Source organism: Paenarthrobacter sp. 10L420 (assembly GCF_056395385.1).
On the sequence record NZ_JBFTJK010000018.1, the window covers coordinates 24,394 to 44,443 of the forward strand.

A 20,050-nucleotide genomic window follows, 5' to 3' on the forward strand; every position below is an offset into this window, starting at 1 on the left:
TCACTGACGAAGGCCCGCCAGCGCCGCCTCCACCGCAGCGATCGCAGCAGCCGTGATCGAATCCCGCTCGCCGGAGCCGTCCACCATCAACAGAATTCCGCGTTGCGTGTACGCAGTCACCACAGGCTGCGTCTCATCCCGGTACAGCTCCAGCCGGCGCTGAATCACAGGTTCAGTGTCGTCGCTGCGGCCCTGTTCCTGGGCCCTTTGAAGCATGCGGGCAACGAGCTCGGCATCCTCCACTGTCAGCACAAGAACAACTTCAAGCGTCTGTTGTTTTGCGGCCAGAATCTCATCCAGGGCGCCAATTTGGATGACAGTCCGCGGGTAGCCGTCCAATAGGAAACCATTCCCTGTATCGGCGTCCTCCAGTCGCTGACGGAGCATGGCCGTGGTGACGTGGTCCGGAACAAACTCGCCCCGGTTCATGTACTCGCCGGCTTCTGCACCGAGTTCTGTCTTGTCCCGAACATGTGCGCGGAAGAGGTCTCCCGTAGAGATCGCGGGGATCGAGAAATGCCTGGCGATCACTTCCGCCTGCGTGCCTTTGCCGGAACCTGGAGGGCCCATGATGATCAATCGCGCCATGACACAAGTCCGTTTCAAGAGGCGGCCGGGACTTAAACGATACGCCGACGACGGCGCGACACTCCCGCCGTCTCCGGTTTTTCTTGCCGACCGCTACCGGCGTCAGGCGTTGGCTGGCTCGGCCAGCAGCGAGTCGATCTGGCCGATCGCTTCCCGCAGGCCTTCCTCCATGCCCATGTCCGACATCTTCTGAAGCTGTTCTTCAGAGTCAAAGCGCGTGGACATGGTCATCCGGGTGCGGTCACCAAGAGGCTCGAGCCTGACGGTGGCGTGAGCGGCTCCGTGCTCGTACACCGGGACGCCCTGTTCGTCGGCAAATCCGTAGTCGAATTCGAGGTGGTCCGGCGCGTTTACGGTGGTGAACTGCCACCAGCCGCGGGCCTTTGTGCCGTCGGGGACCGTCATGTAATAGCCCGCCTTGCCTCCGGGGGTGAAATCATGGGTTTCGAACGTGGCCGGCACGGTAGGCGGTCCCCACCACCGTTCGAGCTGGCGCGGATCCTCCCAGATTTTCCAAACGCGCTTGACGTCGGCGTCGAACTCGGCAACGACCGTGAGGCTCAGGGCCTCGGCATTTTTGTCCACGCTGACAACAGTCATGACAGATCCCTTCCTAATCTTCAGCGAGAATTTCGGCGATCCGGTCGGCACGTTGCCGCCAGATCATTTCGTATTGATCCAACAGACGCCGGGCTTTTTGCAGTCCATCACGATTTCCCCGCACGATCTGCTCCCTCCCACGTTTCTCCTTGGTCACCAGGGAAGCCCGTTCCAGAACGGCTACATGCTTCTGCACGGCCGCGAAACTCATGGCGTAGAGCGCAGCCAACCCGGACACCGAATACTCCCCGGATGTCACCCTGGCCACAATGTCGCGCCGAGTGGCGTCTGCCAAGGCTTGGAACAAGCGGTCGAGTTCGACATCGCTGGAGGGTACTGAACTGAACTCATCTACAACCATTTGGTTGTACGATATCGCCGCAATGGCTACGTGTCAACGCTTATTCGGGATCATCCTGCAGCCACCCCTTGCGGCGCGCAACATCGAAAGGTAAGTTTTTGAAACGTACCAAAGAAAGCGCTTTCCGAAACCTTAGGTGGCATCGAACATGGCTCAGCACGCCCAGATCACGTGGCTCGACGACGAACCGCCCGCGGGACTTAGCAGTGGGACAACGTGGGGGATGCCCTTTCCGCGGGGTACCGTACGCGGCGCGGAAGAGCTGGCCGTTTTCGATGCCACCGGCGAGGCCGTCAAAGCCCAAACCTGGCCGCTCGCTACCTGGCCAGACGGATCGCTCAAGTGGGCGGGCGTAGCGGTCGGCGCGAGCGAAAAGCCCTCGGCCGCCTATAACGTCAGCACCGACAGTGGCGCGCACCCACCGGAAGAGCCCGACGGCGGTCCGGCAGCCGCCGTCGAGCGCTCACCTGACGTGACCGTCACCGAAACGGAAGAGTCCGTAACGGTCTCCACCGGGACCTTGGAAATAGTGCTCCCCCGGTCAGGATCCACTTTGTTCAGCACCCTGACCCGCGACGGTTCGGTGGTGGCGAAGGACGGCAGACTCGTGAGCCTTCTCCAGACCGGGCTGAGCGAGGGAGCCGGCAGCACAACACGTCAGGGTTTCACGGGCCAGATCACCTCCGTGACAGTGGAACAGCGTGGGCCGGTTCGGGCAGTCGTGCGACTGGAAGGCCGTCATCAGGCGGACCGGAGCGAAAGGGAATGGCTTCCGTTCACCGTCCGCTTCTACTTCTATGCCGGCGCGCGGAGCATCCGGATGATGCATTCGTTCATTTGGGACGGCGAGGCTGACAAGGACTTCCTCGCCGGGCTGGGCGTCCAGTTCAGCGTCCCGCTCGAAAGCGAATTGCACGATCGTCACGTCCGGATCGCCGGCGCGGACGGCGGATTCCTCGTGGAAGCGGTCCGCGGGTTGACGGGCCTGCGACGGGATCCGGGCGAGCCCGTCCGCCAAGCCCAAATTGCCGGAGAACCCACACCGCCACTCAACGAATGGAGCCCGCTGGTTTCCGAACGGCTGCATCTCATCCCGTCGTGGAACGACTACACGCTGACTCAGTTGAGCGCCGACGGCTTTGAGCTGCGGAAACGTACCGCTCCCGGCCGCGGCTGGGTGGGCATTTCCGGCGGCACGCGCTCGTCCGGTTTCTGTTCGCTCAGTGACCTGAGGGGTGGATTCGGGATTGGCGTCAGGGATTTCTGGCAGTCGCATCCGGGCCAGCTGGACATCCGCGGCGCCGCAACGTCCGAGGCCACGATGACGGCTTGGCTCTACTCCCCTGAAGCCCAGCCCATGGACCTCCGCTTCTACCACGATGGCCTCGGCCAGGACACTTTTGAGGAACAACTCGAGGGCTTGGAGATCACGTACGAGGATTACGAGCCCGGCTTTGGCAATCCCTCCGGAATCGCCCGCACGCATGAGTTGACGTTGTTCGCCTACGACGCAACACCCCCTACTGAAAGCCTCGCCGCCGACGCCCAATCAGCGTCCACTCCCCCGCTTCTGCAGCCGTCCCCGGAGTACCTGCACGCCGCCGGAGTCTTCGGCGACTGGTCCCCCGTGGACCGCAGAACTCCTGCCCGTGCAGAGCTGGAAGACAAGCTGGATTTCTTGTTCGACTTCTATCGGGCCCAAACGGAACAGCGCCGCTGGTACGGGTTCTGGAACTACGGCGACGTCATGCACACCTACGACTCGGACCGGCACGTCTGGCGGTACGACGTCGGCGGTTACGCCTGGGACAACTCGGAACTTTCGCCCGATCTCTGGCTTTGGTACATGTACCTCCGCTCCGGTCGCGCCGATGTTTTCCGCTTCGCCGAGGCCATGACCCGGCACACCGGTGAAGTGGACGTGTACCACCTTGGCCCTTGGCGCGGCCTGGGCTCGCGGCACAACGTGCAGCACTGGGGTTGCAGCGCCAAGCAACTCCGAATCAGCACCCCGGCCTACCGACGCTTCTACTATTACCTGACCGCGGATGAGCGCACCGGCGATCTCCTCACCGAACTCGTGGACAGCGACCAAAACTTCCTTGGCCTTGATCCGGTCCGGAAAGTACGTCCCGACGCCGATACCTACCGTCCGGACCGCGGCGCCTTGGGCGTCGGGCTTGGGACAGACTGGGGTTCGCTCGCAGCCACCTGGCTCACGGATTGGGAACGCACCGGAAACCCCCGCTCACGCGACCGCCTCTTGGGAACCATGGCCGATATAGGCGCCCTGAAGTACGGCTTCCTCACCGGCGAGGCGCTCTACGACCTCGACCAGGGAAGGTTCGACGCCCGCAGGGAAGCCATCAGCGTTTCGCACCTGAGTGCCGTGTTCGGTTTGGTGGAAATCTGCAGCGAACTGATCAGCCTGGTGCTGGACGCGTCCTTTGAGAAGGCGTGGCTGCAATACTGCAGGCTGTTCCTGGCTTCGCCGGAGGAGCAAGCCGCCGAAGTGGGGCAGCCCCTTGCAGGCATCTACCTGACTCAGGCGCACAGCCGACTCACTGCCTACGCCGCGGCTCGACTCGGGTCTCCTGATTTGGCGGAGCTGGCATGGGAGAGCTTTGCCCAGGGCGGGGAGAACCTGAACCATGCCGAAGCCTTCACCTTGAAGAAGATCCTGCCGCCACATGTCCTTCAACCAGTCGACGAAGCCCCCACTGTTTCCACCAACGACACCGCCCAGTTCGGCCTGGCCGTCATCCAAAACCTGGCCCTCGTCGGAGGTGCGCTGTCCGGGGAGGAGGGCCCGGCGTCGTGAGTCCCGTTGGCTCCTGACGCCACCACTTCCAGCAGGTATCGGGAACCTCTGGTTACTCCGCTCAAAGCTCGATATTGTAAGTATGCTGACAAATATGGTAGCGAGTCAGAGGAGGAGGACATTATGACCACGAAAGTCGACAAAACCATCATGGTCAACGTTCCGGTAAGTACGGCCTACAGACAGTGGACGCGGTTCGAGGAATTCCCCCGTTTCATGGGCGGAGTGGAACGCGTGACGCGGCTGAGCGATGACCGTCTGGAATGGGTGGCCGAAATCGCTGGCGTCCATCGCCGCTGGGAAGCGAAGATCGTTCAGCAGGACATGGACCGGGCCGTGGCATGGGCCGCGGTGGAAGGTGCCAAGAATGCCGGGTGGGTGGACTTCAAGGAAGCTGGCCCGAGCCAGACGTCCTTGCATCTGTCACTCGAATACGAGCCTCACGGCGTCCTTGAATTCCTCGGCGACAAACTGCATGTGGTTGAAAGGCAGGCAGAGTCGGACTTGAAGAAGTTCAAGGAGTACATCGAGAAGAAGACACCCCAACGGGATGCTGATATGGGCACCACGGGGACGACGGACACTACGACAACCGGCGCAGCCGCCAGCACCAGCGCAGCAACCGGGGGCACAACAGCGGCCGCAACCGAGGCCGGCACTGATAAGCCCGGCGACGTCCCGATCGTAGACCCCATTACGCACGCCTTCGATCAGACCAACGGCCTGGCAGATCTGGATGGCGATTCCGACGAGACAGCGGACAGCGATACACGCAGCGCCGCGGAACGGAAGGACGACGAGGGTTTCGGCCCGGGCTACATCCCACCGATGGGTGGGCTGCCCGGCCAGCGGTAGCAGCCACCGCACGAAACAAACAACCAAGTGCCGCCCGGATCACCACGATCCGGGCGGCACGCCTGAGTGGTCCACCTATGAAAGGAACGTCATGACTACCTGGCTCATCACAGGCTGCTCCACCGGACTCGGCCGCGCGCTGGCCCAAGCCGTGCTTGCACGAGGCGATAACGCCGTCGTCACCGCCCGCGATGTCTCCAAACTGCAGGAGCTGACCACCGAGTTCCCGACGACGGCCCTGGCCGTGGCGCTGGATGTCACCGAACAGTCTCAGGTAGAAGCCGCCGTGCAACAGGCCGAGGACCGGTTTGGCGCGGTGGACGTGCTGGTCAACAATGCCGGTTACGGTTACCGCGCAGCCATTGAAGAAGGCGATGACGGCGACGTCCGGGCGCTGTTCGACACCAACGTTTTTGGCCCGGTCGCCATGATCAAGGCCGTCCTGCCTGGAATGCGCTCCCGCCGATCAGGTGCAATAGTGAATATTTCCTCCATCGGCGCCCGGATCTGCCCGCCCGGTTCCGGCTATTACTCAGCGTCGAAGGCTGCACTTGAGGGCCTGTCCGGCTCGCTGCAGAAGGAACTGAAGCCTCTGGGAATCTCGGTGACAGTGGTGGAACCGGGTGGGTTCCGGACCGACTTTGCAGGGCGTTCGCTCACCCAATCGGCTCAGGCAATTAAGGATTACGCCGAGACGGCTGGCAAGCGCCGCAAGGAACACGACACGGTCCACGGCACGCAGCAGGGCGACCCGGACAAAGCAGCAGATGTGATCATCGCCGCCGTCGAAGCAGCCGAGACACCCGCATTCCTGCTGTTGGGTGCCGACGCCGTCTACGCCTACGGTGCGGTGGAAGAGGCCCAGCGAGCCGAAGTGGATCGTTGGCGCGAGCAGAGCCTCAGCACGGGTTACACGGAGTAACTTCCAACGTGTAATCGGTCACACTTGACCGGATGAGCTTGTCAATCGCGGTGGGCAGCATGAACCATGAATGAGGGAACTCGCTTCCCATACAAGCTGAATCAGCAATCCTCACCGACGAGGATGCGGCCCCTGCGAAGAAGCTTGGGGCTGTTAACGGCCTGAGTGAAAGTACTGACAATGACGACACATACTGACTCCATCACGCTGAAAATCTGGGACAAGTCGGCGATCGACCACACCATCGACGCGGCCATCCGGGATCTTTCCCCACGTGCCGCTGCCGAAAACTGCGGCATTGCAGTAACGCTCAGCGGACCGAAAACCTTCACCGTTAGCCTGAGCCGCTAAGCAGCTCAAACTCACCACAAGAGGACGACGCCGGAACCTCCCGGCGTCGTCCTCTCACGTTTTCTGAATCGTGACGCCATCAGGGAACTCCTGATCAAACCTTGAGACTTCCTTGATGCTTTGTGGACAGGTTTCTTGCGTTTCCGTTGAAACTCTAAGTGAAACACCACTTCGAGTTCGAACGGAGGAATCCCCGATGCATCGGGCCGTCATTTCAGAGACAACTGCTGCACCACGGGGATCCCACCGTGCCCCTGGTGGTGTGGTCACGGTTCTGGTCCCGGCACACAACGAATCCGCCGGCATTACCGAAACCCTCATCTCCCTGAACAACCAGACCAAACGCCCGGATCGTGTGATCGTGGTGGCCGATAACTGCACCGACGATACTGAAGAACTCGCCCTGGCCCAGGGCGTCGAAGTCCTCCGCACTGTTGGCAACAGGGATAAGAAGGCCGGCGCCCTGAACTTCGCTCTGGGGCAGCTTCTTCCCGGAGCCGATCCCGAAGACCTGGTTCTGGTCCAGGACGCCGATTCGCAGCTTGCCCCGGACTTCATCGAGAATGCCACGAACAACCTCCTCAAGGACGAACTGTTGGGGGCGGTGGGTGGAGTGTTCAGCGGTGGGCCGGGAGGCGGGTTCGTCGGACACCTGCAGCGAAATGAGTATGCCCGGTACGCCCGGGATGTAAAGCGCCTCCACGGCAGGTGCCTGGTAGTCACCGGGACTGCCGCGTTATTCCGCATTAAGACCCTCGGGGACGTCGTCGCAGCACGGTTGAACGGCACGCTTCCTCCTGGAAACGGCGAGGGCGGCGTCTACGATACCTCGGTGCTGACCGAAGACAACGAATTGTCCTTTGCTCTCCTCACCCTCGGATACCGCATAGCTTCACCGTCAAACTGCACGCTGGTCACCGAAGTCATGCCGACGTGGCGGGAACTTTGGGCGCAGCGGCTCCGGTGGAAGCGCGGAGCCGTGGAGAACTGCGTGCAGTACGGGTGGACCAAAGTGACCAGGGCCTATTGGGGACGGCAGTTCCTCTCCATGCTTGGCGTCCTGGTAACCCTGGCCTACCTCGGATCCATCGTCTTTGCCCTGACCAGCGGAATGGGACTGAACCTCCACCCATTCTGGCTCGCCGTCACCTGCATCTTCGTCCTGGAACGCATAGTAACTCTGCGTTTCCGGGGCTGGAGGTACATGTTGCTTGCCGCAACCATGTACGAAACCGTCATCGACGTTTTCCTCCAGGCAGTCCACGCCAAGGCCTACCTGGACGCCGCACTCAACAGAAAGAAAGTTTGGTAAACGACTCATGTACAACAACCCAGCAGGATCCGTAGGCGCAGCAATTGCAGGAGGAGCCGGCTCCGGCACTCTTGCCATGACCGGCGCCGGGGACCTCTTCTGGTTCGCACTGGCCGCCTTCGCCATGCTGGCCCTTGGCCTGGCCATCAAGAGGATCGTCCCGGTCCGCGCGCAGAAAAACTAGCAAGCCCAGCAAACCCGCAGTTGTGTCGGATCACGCCCCCAGCGCGACACAACCGCGGGTTTGTTGTTTTAACCCCGCCGTTCGTTAACTAACAAGCGCCGTATCAGCCGAATACTTGGATACGGTGCTGTACCCGGCCTTCGTTCCGGTAACCCGAACTCGCATGGTGTCTGCTTGGTCCGCGCCCACCAGGACATAGGTCTTGGCTGTTGCCCCCGCGATCGCCACACCGGAGCGGTACCACTGGTACGTCAGCGTAGTTCCTGAGGTCCACGTCCCCGGATTGGCCGTCAGCGTGGAGCCAACGGTGAGCGTCCCCGTGACGGTGGGAGTGGGTGCAAGCAGTGTACCGGCCACCACGGCAGCCGTGGGCACCGATTCCTTGGTAGTCGTGGCATAACCGGCCTTGGTGCCCGTAACCCGCACGGTCAACGTGGCGCCCTGATCCGCAGCCGCAGGGGCCCGGGTGGCGGTTGTTGCGCCAGCGATTGCCGTTCCGTTCCTGTACCACTGATAAGTCAATGCAGTTCCGGCGGTCCAGGGGCCTGGATTGGCAGTCAGCGTTGATCCAACTGCCGCCGTTCCGGAGATAGTAGGTATTGGGGCTGTCAACGGGATGCCCGGAACAAACGAGAAATCACGAATGGTGACGGATTCAGGTGCAACATGGGCTGCATCACCCCCACCGCCCCCGGTAACCCACAGGTTGAAGTGGATCTGCTCGTTGGCCGGAACTGGAACTGTGGAGCCTTGCAGGACCGTCCGCTTCAGCAGCGTTCCTCCGTAGCCCTCCCCGGCAAACGTCTCGAAGGTGAGCTTGCCTGGCTCCCAGACCATCCTGTGGGTCAGGATCGGAGCATTGGTGACATCGAAGGTGACCGTATTGTTGCCCTGCCCAGGAGGCAGTGTGGCATCAAACCAATAGCCGTGGCCCTGAGTAACAGGCCAGTTCTGGCCATAAGCAGCCCCGCCTCCCCAAGCGGACGCCTCACAGAGGTCGATCTCCGTGTACCCAGGTTCGGCCGCGGGGTCATAGGTGAAGAGGCAACCCCAGACCACTTCCTTCTGGAGCGCGCTAACGTCCTTTTCCACGGTGGTGCTGTACGTTCCGTAGCCGAAACCCTCCCGTGTGGATTGGAACTCCGCGCCCTTGGGAGCCGAGCCGGTCGGGTTGGTGATGGACAGTTTGACGTACCCGTTGACGTCGGGGTTGCTGACGTTGTTTGCGTCCCAGCTGGCGTTGTACATCGGGGCCCCACCCCAGAAACGCTTCTGCCAGTTGAAACCCTTCCAGGCAAAGCTGCCCACAGGGCCAGGGTTCTCAGCCATGGGGGTTGTATCGGCTGCGTGTGATGGGCCTGTTCCAGTGAGCATTGATAAACCCACCGCCAGCACGACGGCCAAACCTGCTGCTTTTCTTCGCCCATGCGGAATGAGCCCTACTGACCATGCCATAGCCATGCCTCCATTGATGCGCCCAGACTCGTCCCCGGCAAAAACCGGAGACCGCAACAACATTCCACCCCCACCAGGAACGTGCAGTTCCTCGATTATCAAGTAGACATGGGTCCTTAGGAAGCGAATTGAAGAACCAAAATCCGGGATATGCCATCAATTGGATAACGGCCGCCTGGCCGGGAGTAATCTTGGCTTAGCCCGTTCATTTCGCATTCAATTCATGACGCCGGGAGGTCACATCACGATTCGCAGCGCGGGAATCCTGCTCTACCGGCACGGTTCCACGGGAGAGCTGGAACTTTGGATTGCCCACATGGGTGGACCTTTCTGGGCGCACAAGGACGAACACGCCTGGTCAATTCCCAAGGGCGAATTCCTTGAGGACGAAGACCCTTTGGTTGCCGCCCGACGCGAATTTATCGAGGAAATTGGGACTCCGCCGCCACCGGCTGACTACGAGTTGTTGGGGGTTTTCAAACAGCCCTCCGGCAAACTCATCACCGCCTTCGCAGCAGAAGCAGACTCCTTCCAGCCCGATGAGATCGTCAGCAACACCTTTCCTATGGAATGGCCTAAGGGATCGGGCTCCATCAAGGAATTTCCGGAAATAGACGACGCACGGTGGTTTGGAGAAGCAACAGCCAGGACCAAGCTCGTCAAAGGGCAACTGCCAATTGTGGACGCTCTGGCCCGGCACCTTGTCGCGAAAGGCCTCTAGAGCCTCTCGCCCTTAGGGCGCTGCCCTTCGAAGCCCCGAAGCGTTAGCGTTGAATGATGACCGTTGAGTACAGGTACGACGTCGAGCTGCTTCACCTTTTGGTGTCGCCGGCGCACGCCTATTTTGGCCGCGCCCGCGAAGGCGCCGCGGATGTTCCGACGACGGACGCTGAGGAGGCCGAGCTCGTGGCGGGCAAGGGCATTGTGGGTGACAGGTTCTTCGGCAAGGCCGCCCACATGGACGCCGCAGTGACCGTGTTCGCGGTGGAATCCCTCGAGTCGATTGCCTCCGAACTGGGCGCCGGGCCCTTCGATCCGTTGGTAACGCGGCGAAACGTTGTGCTTCGCGGAGCCGAACTGGCTCCCTTGCTGGGCCATGAGTTCATTCTGGAATCTGGCAGCGACTTCGTGCGGCTGAAGGCAGGAAGGCCCGCACACCCTTGCGCGTGGATGGACCAGATGCTGGCACCGGGCGCCCACAAGGCGATGCGCGGCAGGGGTGGGGTTCGCTGCCAGGTGATCTCTGGGGGACTACTCCACAGAGGTCCGGCTGTGTTGGTGAGTCCTGTGCCCTTGGATCCAGCCAGGGCCGGCGAGGCAACGGCGCTGCGGCCCTCGCGGCTTCCTTAATCCCCGTGGCTTCCTGACCACCGAAGGCTCACACCTCTTCAGCCGCTGGCGCCGCAAACTGCGCCTCATAGAGCCGTGAGTACGCCCCGCCCGAAGCAAGCAGCTCAGCGTGTGTCCCCTGTTCCACGATCTGCCCGGATTCCATGACCAGGATGAGATCGGCGTCGCGGATGGTGGAGAGTCTGTGCGCGATGACGAAGCTGGTGCGGTCCGAGCGCAGTGCGTTCATGGCTTTCTGCACCAGAACCTCGGTACGCGTATCCACCGAGCTGGTGGCTTCATCGAGGATCAGGACCGATGGACGGGACAAGAAGGCGCGGGCAATGGTGAGCAGCTGCTTCTCGCCTGCGGAGACGTTGCCGCCTTCGTCGTCGAGCACTGTGTCGTAGCCCTCGGGAAGGGAGCGAACGAACCTGTCCACGTAGGTGGCCTGCGCAGCCTCAAGGATCTCCGGCTCGGAAGCCGTGGGCCGACCATAGGCGATGTTGTCACGGATAGTGCCGCCGAACAGCCACGTATCCTGGAGAACCATCCCCATCCGCGAGCGCAGTTCCTGCCGGGACATGGAGGCGATGTCCACGCCGTCGAGGGTTATGCGCCCAGCATCCAGTTCGTAGAAGCGCATCATGAGGTTCACCAGCGTTGTCTTGCCGGCCCCTGTCGGCCCAACAATGGCTATGCTCTGACCTGGTTCGGCCACCAGGCTGAGGTCCGTGATGAGTGGCTTGTCGGGCAGGTACCGGAAGGACACATTCTCGAACACGAGCCGCCCACGCGATGGACCGGACCGCGGAACAGGAGCAGGTTCGGCCGATTCTTCTTCCTCATCCAGCAGGTCGAACACCCGTTCCGCCGAGGCAACGCCCGACTGCAACATATTGGCCATGGATCCCAGCTGCGCCAACGGCATGGTGAATTGCCGTGAGTATTGAATGAAGGCCTGCACGTCACCCAACTGCATTGCACCAGAGGCCACTTGCAGGCCGCCCACCACGGCGATGCCCACGTACACCAGGTTTCCGATGAACGTCATGGCCGGCATGATCAGGCCACTCACGAATTGTGCCCCGAAGCTTGCTTGGTACAGCTCGCTGTTCTTGGCGCGGAACTTCGCCTGGACTTCGTTTTGCCGGCCGAACACCTTCACGAGTGCGTGACCGGTGTACGTTTCCTCAATCTGCCCGTTGAGCTCTCCGGTGTTTTTCCATTGCGCGACGAACAGTTTCTGCGAGCGCTTGGCAATCACCACCGTGGTCCCCAGGGTAAGCGGGATGGTCACCAACGCGATGATGGCGAGCAGCGGCGAGAGCAGGAACATCATCACCAGCACGCCCAGTACGGTCAGCAGCGAGGACACGACCTGGCTGATGGATTGCTGCAGGCTTTGGGAGATGTTGTCGACGTCGTTGGTTACCCGGCTGAGTAGCTCACCACGCTGAATGGAGTCGAAATAGCGAAGCGGAAGCCGATGGATTTTCGCTTCGATCCGCTCGCGGAGCCGATACACGGTCCGCTGCACGACGCCGTTGAGCACGTACGCCTGCATCCAACCGAACGCTGAGGCCAGGACGTACAGCGCCAGCACCCAGAGCAGCACGGATGACAGCGCACCGAAGTCGATTCCGATGCCGGGTGTCAGGTTCATGGCGTTCAGCATGTCGGCTTTGTTGTTCTCGCCGGAGGCGCGAAGGCCTGCGATCACTTGGGCTTTGGAAACCCCTGCGGGCAGTTGTTTGGACACCACGCCGGCGAAGATGAGGTTGGTTCCTTCGCCCAGCAGCCTGGGCCCGATGACGGACAAGGTGACGCTGATCACAGCGAATACCAGGACCAGCGTCAGCCAGAACCGCTCAGGCCGCAAAGTGCCCAGCAGCCGCCGGGCCGAGGCACCAAAGTTGGAAGCTTTCTCCGCCGGAATGTTCATGCCACCGAACGGACCGCCACCTCGGGGCCCCATGGGTGGCCGCTGTGGCCCCCGTTGACCTGCTGTCATGGCGCTCATGCCGCCTCCTCCGCTGCCAGCTGGGAAGACACGATTTCCCTGTACGTTTCGGACGTCTCCAACAGCTCATCGTGGGTTCCCTGCCCAACGATCCTGCCGTCGTCGAGCACTAATATCTGGTCCGCGTCCGCAATGCTGGACACGCGCTGGGCGATGATCACCAGCGTGGCGCCATTGGTGTGGTGTTTGAGGGCCTGCCGGAGGCGGGCGTCCGTGGCGGTATCCAGCGAGGAGAACGAGTCGTCGAAAATGTAGAGCTCCGGCTGTTTCACGAGTGCGCGGGCAATGGCCAGGCGTTGCCGTTGCCCGCCGGAAACGTTGGTGCCGCCCTGCGAGATGGGCGCATCCAGTCCACCTTCCATCTCTTCAACAAAGTCCCGCGCCTGGGCCACTGAAAGGGCCTGCCACAGTTCGTCGTCGCTGGCGTCGGGTTTGCCGTATTGGAGGTTGCTGCGGACGGTGCCCGAGAAGAGATACGGCCGTTGCGGCACCAGGCCGATGTGCCCCCACAACAGGTCCGGATGCAGATCCCGAATGTCCACGCCGTCCATCCGGACTGCTCCCGCAGTGGCGTCGAACAGCCGCGGCATCAGGTTCACCAACGTGGTCTTCCCGGCGCCCGTGCTGCCAATGATTGCCGTGGTCTGGCCGGCCAGGGCGGTGAAGGTGACACCGCTGAGTACCGGCTGCTCGGCACCCGGGTAGGCGAATCCGACGTCGCGCATTTCCAGTTCGCCGCGGCGGATACCGCCAGTAACAGGGTTCGACGGCGGCTGGACACTTGAGGCGGTCTCCAGCACCTGCCCGATCCTGTCCGCAGAAACGGACGCGCGCGGGATCATCACGGCCATGAAAGTGGCCATCATGACGGACATGAGGATCTGCATGAGGTAGCTGAGGAAGGCGATCAGCGTGCCTACCTGCATGGAACCGTCTTCGATCCGGAACGAGCCGAACCAGATCACCGCCACACTGGAAATGTTCATCACCAACATGACCACAGGGAACATGAGCGCCATCAAACGGCCGGCCCGCAGCGCGACGTCAGTGACGTCGTCGTTCGCCTTGCCAAACCGGGAGGTCTCCATGTCTTCCCGCACGAAAGCGCGGACCACGCGGATGCCGGTGAGTTGCTCGCGGAGAACGCGGTTGACGGCGTCGATCCGAACCTGCATTTTGCGGAACAGCGGCACCATCCGGGTCACGATCAACCCAACGGCCACCAGCAATACAGGCACGCACACCGCAATCAGCCAGGACAGTTGAGCGTCCTGTCGAACTGCCATGATCACGCCGCCAATGCTCAGCATGGGCGCGGCAACCATAAGCGTGCAGGACATGAGGACCAGTTGCTGAACCTGCTGGACATCGTTGGTGGACCGCGTGATCAAGGACGGCGCCCCGAACTTGGTGACTTCCTGCTCCGAGAACTCCCCCACCCTTGCAAAGACGGCGTCCCGCAGGTCGCGGCCCATTCCCATGGCTGCCTTCGCGCCAAAGTACACGGCCACCACCGCACACGCGATCTGCAACAGCGTGATCAGCAACATGAGACCACCCATGCGCAGGATGTAATCGGTATCGCCGGTAGCAACGCCGTTATCGATGATGTCGGCGTTGAGTGTAGGCAGGTAAAGCGACGCGATGGACTGCGCCAATTGAAATACGACGACGGCAATCAGCAACCGCTGGTGCGGCTTCAGGAACCGAACAAGAACCTTCCAAAGCATGGGGACTCCGAACCAACGTAGTGAACCGAAGGCTAGTTTACGTCTGGTTGCTGTGGGCAACTAGAGGGATTCTCAGACCACTGCTTTCCTGTTCAAACCTTGCAGGGCAGCCTGCGTTCCGGTTCCGCTTTTGGGTAGGTAAGTGAAAAGACGGAGGGCCCGGAACTGCGGGACACCCAGCACGATGGGAGCGAAGCTGAGGCGGCCTACCTCGGGGTGATCATAAACAACATCCACGTGGTACGAATCGCCAACCACTTGCCGCTGCCATAATTCCCGGAAGGCTTCCGAAACCTGGCATAGGCCGCGTGCCATGGCATCGAAACGGTGATCGTCCGGGAAGTTGGCTGATTGCGCCCGGAACTGCGCCACCATGGAGCGGGCCATCATCTCCTTGTGCACGTGGGGCCTGGCGAGCTCCGGATCCGTGAAGAAGCGTTGGAGGCAGCTTTCACCCAGACGGGTATCGAACGTTTCTGCGGCCGCGGAATTCATGGCCACTACGGTCCAGAAAGGGTCAGCGATGTAGCTGGGATTCGCCATGGCATCCACCAGTTGCTGCAGCAGAGCGAGCTGGGAGTCGTCGACGTCGAAGTTGTGACCGGCGGCCTGTCCCAAAGTCTGACCGCCAGCCGTGCTGACCGTATTGCCGGACGGACCTGAACGGCGCCCGGACGCAAGCCGCCGGACATATGTCCGGTCCTCAGGGCTAAGCCGCAGTGCGTTCGAAATGGCATCGAGGATTTCCTCCGAGGCACCAATGGCCCGTCCCTGTTCCAACCACGTGTACCAGGAGACCCCAACATTGGCCAGGACAGCCACCTCTTCGCGCCTGAGTCCGGGAGTCCGGCGTCGCGGGCTGACTGGTAACCCGACATCCTGAGGACGGGTCTGCTCACGGCGGGTGCGGAAGAACTCGCCAAGGCGGGCGTGGTTGGAGCGGGCTTGATGGGAAACAGGCTGGTCGTTAGGCAAGGGGGTCTCCAGTAAAAAGACGAGCGTCCGGCCACCCGCTGGGCAGCTACGGCACAGCGGATGGCCGGACGAACCGGTGAGCAGGATCCAAACGGATGTTTCCTGGTTACTGCAGGACCCGCTCCCGTTCGGAGCGCACGTCCAGCTGCGCGTATTCCTCGGCTGCCAGGCGTGTGGCGTCCTGGGGACTCATGCGCGGCTCCAGGTTGAACAGGGAAGCAATCCGGACCAGACGCTCCTCCACGGAACCGGACACAACATGGAAGGGGATGCCCAACTCGTCCATGGTGTGCTGCAGGATCTCATCGGACATGTTCCGGAACTGATCGTTGACCGGACGGTGTCCATCAGCAGAGAGCGGAAGCTCGTTCTTCAGGTGCACGAACACATCGAAGGAGTTCTTGACGTGCCTCTTGAAGCTGTTGCCCAGGCTGGTCATCACCTCTTCGAAGAATGCGAGTTCCGGAGTCTTCTCCACGCTTTCCCCCGCCGCCAGATGTGCTGAGGCGCTGGGGTTCAGCCCGAGGGAAACCCGCACGGACCCGTAGATCCATTCCTGCAGCGATGAACCGTCCGAAATGAAACCGGCCGAGAGCTTGTCCTCATACACGGCACGCTCCACATGGCGGGTCACGATCATCTGGATGAGCTCCGCGGCAGTGCATTCCTCGAGGGTCTTGCCAGGGGCGGCCTCGGGCAGGATCTCCCGCATGGTCCTGGCCTTGGTGCGGGGCAACCCGGTGTAGTGGGACAAGGCCATGGACGTAAACGTCTTGCCCGAGGAATAGGTACCCGAAATGCCGATGCGCACAGGGAGCTCCTAGTCGTTGACGAGCTGGAGGGTACCCGCCGCGCTGAGCTTGCCGGCGAACTCGATTGCGGCGTCGCTCAAGTCCGCTTCTGCAACCTTGCGGGTGCCATCGACGTCGCCATTGAGGACGGTGGGGGCGAAGCGGACGTGAGTTGCATCCTCGATGCCCACAAAGTTCAGCCAGTCAGCGAAGAAGGTGCTGCTGAAGTCGGAGCCGAAAGCGGCCGGAACACCCGGCGCGTAGACACCGCTGGTGTGGATCGCGAGGGCCTGCTTGCCTTCCATGAGGCCGCGGTAGCCCTGCTCCGGGTCAAAGCCGAAGCTCCAGCCGGGCTGGGTGATGATGTCGATCCACTGCTTCAGCACGTAGGGGACGCCCGAGTTCCACATGGGGATGTTGAAGACGTATGCGTCGGCTGCAGCGAACTGATCGAAGACAGCGCGGGCGGATTCCCAAGCGGCAACCTGCTCCGGCGTCTGGTCCTGTCCGGTGAAGACAGCCATCTTGGCCGCAGCCGCGATCCGACCGAAAACGGGCAACGCACCGTCGTCGAACAAGTTCAGGGTCTCCAGCTCAAAGCTCTCCGGACCGGCAGCCTGGACGGAGTCGATGAAGTGCCGGGCCAACCGCAGGGAGTCGCTGTTGGCGTAGCGCGGAGAGGCGTTGATGTGAAGGATGGTAGGCATGGGCTTCCTTTCGAGGCTTTGCTGCGGGGACGTTTTGTGCCCCGTATTCGATCCTCACGGACATCGCGTCAGCGCGTAAGAACGCACTTTTTTGTGCCTAGGGCACCTCAAAGTGCCCTCCCCTGGAAGGCTTCCACTTGCCGGAGCGGTCCCTAGGATTCTTCCTGTGGAAGAATCCGGAAACCCCTTGCAGGCCGCCTACACCGACATCGACGGTCACCGCGTACAACACCATCTTCGAGTTCCTTCGCTTCGACGCCGGCCACTCCCGCAAAGCCGAAGCGGAGCACTTCCTTGGGGGCCTGACTGCGGCAGCCAGGAACCGCGTACCAAGATCCGTGACGAACTCCCGGTACTTCAGCTGGTGGCGGGGCCGCAGCGTGAGCGAAGTCCAGGAACTCGGCGAGCGCTGGGCAGATTTCCAAGCCGCATCACCGGACGGCTGGTCCTTCCTGGAACCCGTGACCACCCTCCTGGACAAGCACACCGCGGCGGGGCGGCGCATTGTGGCCGTCACGGCGTCGTTCGAGCCTGCTTTGGTACGTGTTCGACGGCGGTGGTCCCACCTCGAGCTGCTGTGCACGTTCCCTGCTACTTCGAATGGCATCTACACCGGCGACATCGAGGAAGCCCTGGTGGCCGACGCCAAGGCCCGGGCCGTGGCAGCGCACGCCGCCCAATTCTCGGTGGACCTGTCAGGCAGCTTCGCCTATGGGGATCACAGTTCGGATCTTCCTTTCATGGCATTGGCCGGAGAATCGCTGCTGGTCACCCCGGCGGCAGTTTAGGGTTGAGTCGCCGTTTCCCCACCTGTAACAACCCCCAAGTAAACTGTGGCGAGCAGTCCATTTGATGAGGAAAGTATTGGGGAAATGACTCTCACGGCTGAACAGAAACGCATGAACGCCCAGAAGCACTACAACGCTTCCTTGGATCTCTGCCCGGCACGCCAACTGCTTGAGGCCATCAGCAGCAAGTGGGTCACCTTGGTGATGCTGGCACTGGAGGACGGGCAGCAGCGGCACAGCGACCTCCGCAAACGGATACCCGGCGCAAGCCAGAAAATGTTGACCTCTACCCTCCGCTCGCTTGAACGGGACGGGTTGGTCTTACGGCATGTGACCGTCTCCGTCCCCGTGCGAACTGACTACGAGCTCACTCCGCGCGGACATTCCCTCCTGCGGATCATCTTCGAGATGAAGGAGTGGGCCGAGGAACACATGGACGACGTCGCCGCGTCCCGCATGGAACACGACCGCCACCGACTCGCTTTCAACTAGCGCCAGGACGCCGGCATGCACCTGTTTTGCCTGCACCACGCCGGCGGAACCACAGCCAGTTTTGCGGGCTGGCGTTTTGACGGCATGCACGTCACCAAGCTCGGATACCGCGGCAGGAATTTCCGTTCCGTTGGCGGTGCCGCGGCCGCTATCGCCGAAAGAATCGCAAGCTCACAGTCCGGGCAGTTGGCGCTCTATGGCCACAGCATGGGCGCCGTGCTCGCCTTCGAGGCTGCCCTTAGGCTTCAGGAAACCGGGCGGGTGGTGCACGTGTTCCTCGCAGCCGCGCGTCCGCCGTCGGGAAGGTACGACGCCGGTGCTGCCGCGGCAGCCGCTTCCGGCTCCCGGTCCGGGACAGGACAGTCCGGGACTTCGCCGTCCGGACGGGCACAGTCCGTGGCGGCCCTGGCCGAGCTCGTGCTCAGCACGACCGCCCTGTCCGAGCGGGCCCGGGAGGTACTGCTTGAGGATCTGGCATTGTTGGAGAGCTATCCCGGCAGGCTGCCCGCGCGCCAGTTAGAGGTGCCAGCCACGGTCCTCTACAGCTCTGATGATCCCGTGGTTACGGCTTCAGAGTCACTGCGCTGGGCGGACTGGTGCGCGCAGAAGCCACGATTGATCGATGTCGCGGCCGGGGGCCATCTGTTCCATGTAGGCAACCCGAAGGTCCGGGCGATCGTGGCAGCCACCCTGTCCGCCGAGGCCGCTTGTGACACGCATGCCGCGTTGTGACGCACAAACTATTCGGCGACATGGAAAAAGCCTGGCGACGCCCGGATATGGGCGTCGCCAGGCTTTTTCCGTGGCCCTGAAACCAGGAGGCCCTAAACTCCCGCGCTCACGAGTTCGCGGTCCAGCGCTTCCTTGCCAGCGGCGAAGATAGCGGCCATCTCCGCAACCCGCCGCCCCAAGTGCCCTGCAGTAGCGATGTCTGCAGGGTGAACGCCTTCGACACCAACGTCCGAGAATGTCTGGGCGGCGGCACCGTTGAAGTAGCCAAAGCGGTTGAGATCGTTTTCTGTGCCCTTGGTGCTCTTCCATCCCGGGAGCAGGCCCAGGTTGATCCAGTTCATACCGTGCTGGGCTGCGAAAGTGGAGAAGTAGTCCAGGGTGGAATTCTTGTCACCGGCTTTGCAGGCGGCATTGGTAAAGCCGGCACCCAACTTGTTGTGCCATTTCTGCACGGCCCAGCGGCCTGCGGTCTTCTCGGCGAACGCATGGAAGGCCGATGGTGCGGTGCCCATGTAGGTGGGGGCGCCGAAAATTATGGCGTCTGCCTGGTCGATGAAGTCCCAGGATTCCTGGGTCAGCTCATCCACGCGCAGGAGGGCCGTTGTGGCTCCGGTGGCGGCGGCAGCGGAAACCACTGCGTCTGCCAGGACCTTGGTGTGGCCCGAGCCTGAATAATAAACAACTGCAATCGCCGGAGTGGGCATGGGTGTCCTTACTGTTTGCGTCTTCTTGTGGTGGTGTGGCTAGATGGCGGGCTGCATGGCCAGCTTTTCCGTGAGCATGCTGGCTGCGGCGCGGGCGCTGCCAGCTCGAATTCATCCACGCGAACACCGAACTTGTTGCTAAGGATCACGGCGGCTTCAACAAGTGACAGTGAATCGATGTCAAGGTCAGCGAACGAGTCGTCCGGTCCCATGTGGCCGAGCTCGTCCATGGTGGACCCTATCGCCCCTACGACGTCCATAGCTGTAATTTCCATTTGTTTCCCCCTTTTACAGGTGGCCCGGGTTAGCCGGCGCCACAGTGGTCCTGCA

General features: G+C 61.9%; 22 protein-coding genes. 11 read left to right on the forward strand and 11 right to left on the reverse strand.

Annotation, left to right across the window (positions count from 1 at the left end; translation table 11 throughout):
- The 3 genes from AC1DD5_RS20740 to AC1DD5_RS20750 form a co-directional block, all read right to left on the reverse strand.
- A complete protein-coding gene (locus tag AC1DD5_RS20740) occupies positions 1-588 on the reverse strand; it encodes an adenylate kinase (protein WP_442016159.1) in 588 nt (195 codons plus the stop codon).
- 102 nt (positions 589-690) lie between these two features.
- The gene (locus AC1DD5_RS20745; protein WP_477522638.1) at positions 691-1,188 is read right to left on the reverse strand and encodes an SRPBCC family protein; all 498 of its coding nucleotides are present in this window, start codon (positions 1,186-1,188) and stop codon (positions 691-693) included.
- Between the two features lie 13 nt (positions 1,189-1,201).
- The gene (locus tag AC1DD5_RS20750) at positions 1,202-1,549 is read right to left on the reverse strand and encodes an ArsR/SmtB family transcription factor (protein WP_477522639.1); all 348 of its coding nucleotides are present in this window, start codon (positions 1,547-1,549) and stop codon (positions 1,202-1,204) included.
- A gap of 148 nt (positions 1,550-1,697) precedes the next feature.
- Here AC1DD5_RS20750 and AC1DD5_RS20755 point away from each other — a divergent pair, with 148 nt between their 5' ends.
- The 6 genes from AC1DD5_RS20755 (at position 1,698) to AC1DD5_RS20780 (ending at position 7,994) form a co-directional block, all read left to right on the forward strand.
- Positions 1,698-4,370: an exo-rhamnogalacturonan lyase family protein gene (locus AC1DD5_RS20755; protein ID WP_477522640.1), complete on the forward strand. Its 2,673-nt coding sequence runs from the start codon at positions 1,698-1,700 to the stop codon at positions 4,368-4,370.
- A gap of 123 nt (positions 4,371-4,493) precedes the next feature.
- Positions 4,494-5,225: an SRPBCC family protein gene (locus AC1DD5_RS20760; protein WP_477522641.1), complete on the forward strand. Its 732-nt coding sequence runs from the start codon at positions 4,494-4,496 to the stop codon at positions 5,223-5,225.
- A gap of 91 nt (positions 5,226-5,316) precedes the next feature.
- On the forward strand, positions 5,317-6,147 hold the full coding sequence (locus AC1DD5_RS20765; protein ID WP_477522642.1) for an oxidoreductase: 831 nt from the start codon (positions 5,317-5,319) through the stop codon (positions 6,145-6,147).
- A 180-nt stretch (positions 6,148-6,327) separates the two neighbouring features.
- A complete protein-coding gene (locus AC1DD5_RS20770; protein ID WP_216926503.1) occupies positions 6,328-6,498 on the forward strand; it encodes a hypothetical protein in 171 nt (56 codons plus the stop codon).
- 196 nt (positions 6,499-6,694) lie between these two features.
- Positions 6,695-7,810 carry a glycosyltransferase family 2 protein gene (locus AC1DD5_RS20775; RefSeq protein ID WP_477522643.1) on the forward strand — a complete coding sequence of 372 codons (1,116 nt, stop codon included), beginning with the start codon at positions 6,695-6,697 and terminating at the stop codon, positions 7,808-7,810.
- 7 nt (positions 7,811-7,817) lie between these two features.
- A complete protein-coding gene (locus AC1DD5_RS20780) occupies positions 7,818-7,994 on the forward strand; it encodes a hypothetical protein (RefSeq protein WP_442003195.1) in 177 nt (58 codons plus the stop codon).
- A gap of 84 nt (positions 7,995-8,078) precedes the next feature.
- On the opposite strand, the gene AC1DD5_RS20785 is transcribed toward AC1DD5_RS20780, so the two are convergent.
- Entirely contained in the window at positions 8,079-9,323 is a 1,245-nt protein-coding gene (locus AC1DD5_RS20785) for a hypothetical protein (RefSeq protein WP_477522644.1), read from the reverse strand.
- Positions 9,324-9,690: 367 nt separating this feature from the next.
- Here AC1DD5_RS20785 and AC1DD5_RS20790 point away from each other — a divergent pair, with 367 nt between their 5' ends.
- Together AC1DD5_RS20790 and AC1DD5_RS20795 are read left to right on the forward strand one after the other, a co-directional pair.
- Positions 9,691-10,170 (forward strand): NUDIX hydrolase, encoded by a 480-nt coding sequence (locus AC1DD5_RS20790; RefSeq protein ID WP_477518991.1) that lies wholly within the window; start codon positions 9,691-9,693, stop codon positions 10,168-10,170.
- 56 nt (positions 10,171-10,226) lie between these two features.
- The gene (locus tag AC1DD5_RS20795; RefSeq protein ID WP_477522645.1) at positions 10,227-10,799 is read left to right on the forward strand and encodes an MOSC domain-containing protein; all 573 of its coding nucleotides are present in this window, start codon (positions 10,227-10,229) and stop codon (positions 10,797-10,799) included.
- Between the two features lie 28 nt (positions 10,800-10,827).
- Here AC1DD5_RS20795 and AC1DD5_RS20800 read toward each other — a convergent pair whose 3' ends face one another.
- The 5 genes from AC1DD5_RS20800 to AC1DD5_RS20820 all read right to left on the reverse strand — a co-directional run bounded on the left by AC1DD5_RS20800 (position 10,828) and on the right by AC1DD5_RS20820 (position 17,004).
- Positions 10,828-12,801 (reverse strand): ABC transporter ATP-binding protein, encoded by a 1,974-nt coding sequence (locus AC1DD5_RS20800; protein WP_477522646.1) that lies wholly within the window; start codon positions 12,799-12,801, stop codon positions 10,828-10,830.
- Positions 12,798-14,531, reverse strand: a complete 1,734-nt coding sequence (locus tag AC1DD5_RS20805; RefSeq protein ID WP_477522647.1) for an ABC transporter ATP-binding protein — start codon at positions 14,529-14,531, stop codon at positions 12,798-12,800. Before AC1DD5_RS20805 ends, AC1DD5_RS20800 begins: the two co-directional genes overlap by 4 nt.
- Before the next feature lie 72 nt (positions 14,532-14,603).
- A complete protein-coding gene (locus AC1DD5_RS20810) occupies positions 14,604-15,506 on the reverse strand; it encodes a helix-turn-helix transcriptional regulator (RefSeq protein ID WP_477522648.1) in 903 nt (300 codons plus the stop codon).
- Positions 15,507-15,612: 106 nt separating this feature from the next.
- Entirely contained in the window at positions 15,613-16,317 is a 705-nt protein-coding gene (locus AC1DD5_RS20815) for an AAA family ATPase (RefSeq protein WP_431116658.1), read from the reverse strand.
- Positions 16,318-16,326: 9 nt separating this feature from the next.
- Positions 16,327-17,004 (reverse strand): FMN-dependent NADH-azoreductase, encoded by a 678-nt coding sequence (locus AC1DD5_RS20820; RefSeq protein WP_477513829.1) that lies wholly within the window; start codon positions 17,002-17,004, stop codon positions 16,327-16,329.
- Between the two features lie 137 nt (positions 17,005-17,141).
- On the opposite strand from AC1DD5_RS20820, the gene AC1DD5_RS20825 reads away from it, so the two are divergent.
- The 3 genes from AC1DD5_RS20825 to AC1DD5_RS20835 all read left to right on the forward strand — a co-directional run bounded on the left by AC1DD5_RS20825 (position 17,142) and on the right by AC1DD5_RS20835 (position 19,016).
- On the forward strand, positions 17,142-17,792 hold the full coding sequence (locus AC1DD5_RS20825; protein WP_477522649.1) for an HAD family hydrolase: 651 nt from the start codon (positions 17,142-17,144) through the stop codon (positions 17,790-17,792).
- Positions 17,793-17,876: 84 nt separating this feature from the next.
- Positions 17,877-18,284 carry a winged helix-turn-helix transcriptional regulator gene (locus tag AC1DD5_RS20830; protein ID WP_431116661.1) on the forward strand — a complete coding sequence of 136 codons (408 nt, stop codon included), beginning with the start codon at positions 17,877-17,879 and terminating at the stop codon, positions 18,282-18,284.
- Positions 18,285-18,299: 15 nt separating this feature from the next.
- Positions 18,300-19,016, forward strand: a complete 717-nt coding sequence (locus tag AC1DD5_RS20835; protein ID WP_477522650.1) for a thioesterase II family protein — start codon at positions 18,300-18,302, stop codon at positions 19,014-19,016.
- A gap of 92 nt (positions 19,017-19,108) precedes the next feature.
- On the opposite strand, the gene AC1DD5_RS20840 is transcribed toward AC1DD5_RS20835, so the two are convergent.
- Positions 19,109-19,720 carry a flavodoxin family protein gene (locus AC1DD5_RS20840; RefSeq protein WP_442003205.1) on the reverse strand — a complete coding sequence of 204 codons (612 nt, stop codon included), beginning with the start codon at positions 19,718-19,720 and terminating at the stop codon, positions 19,109-19,111.
- Positions 19,721-19,728: 8 nt separating this feature from the next.
- A complete protein-coding gene (locus AC1DD5_RS20845; protein ID WP_477522651.1) occupies positions 19,729-19,995 on the reverse strand; it encodes an acyl carrier protein in 267 nt (88 codons plus the stop codon).
- Between the last annotated feature and the right edge of the window lie 55 nt (positions 19,996-20,050).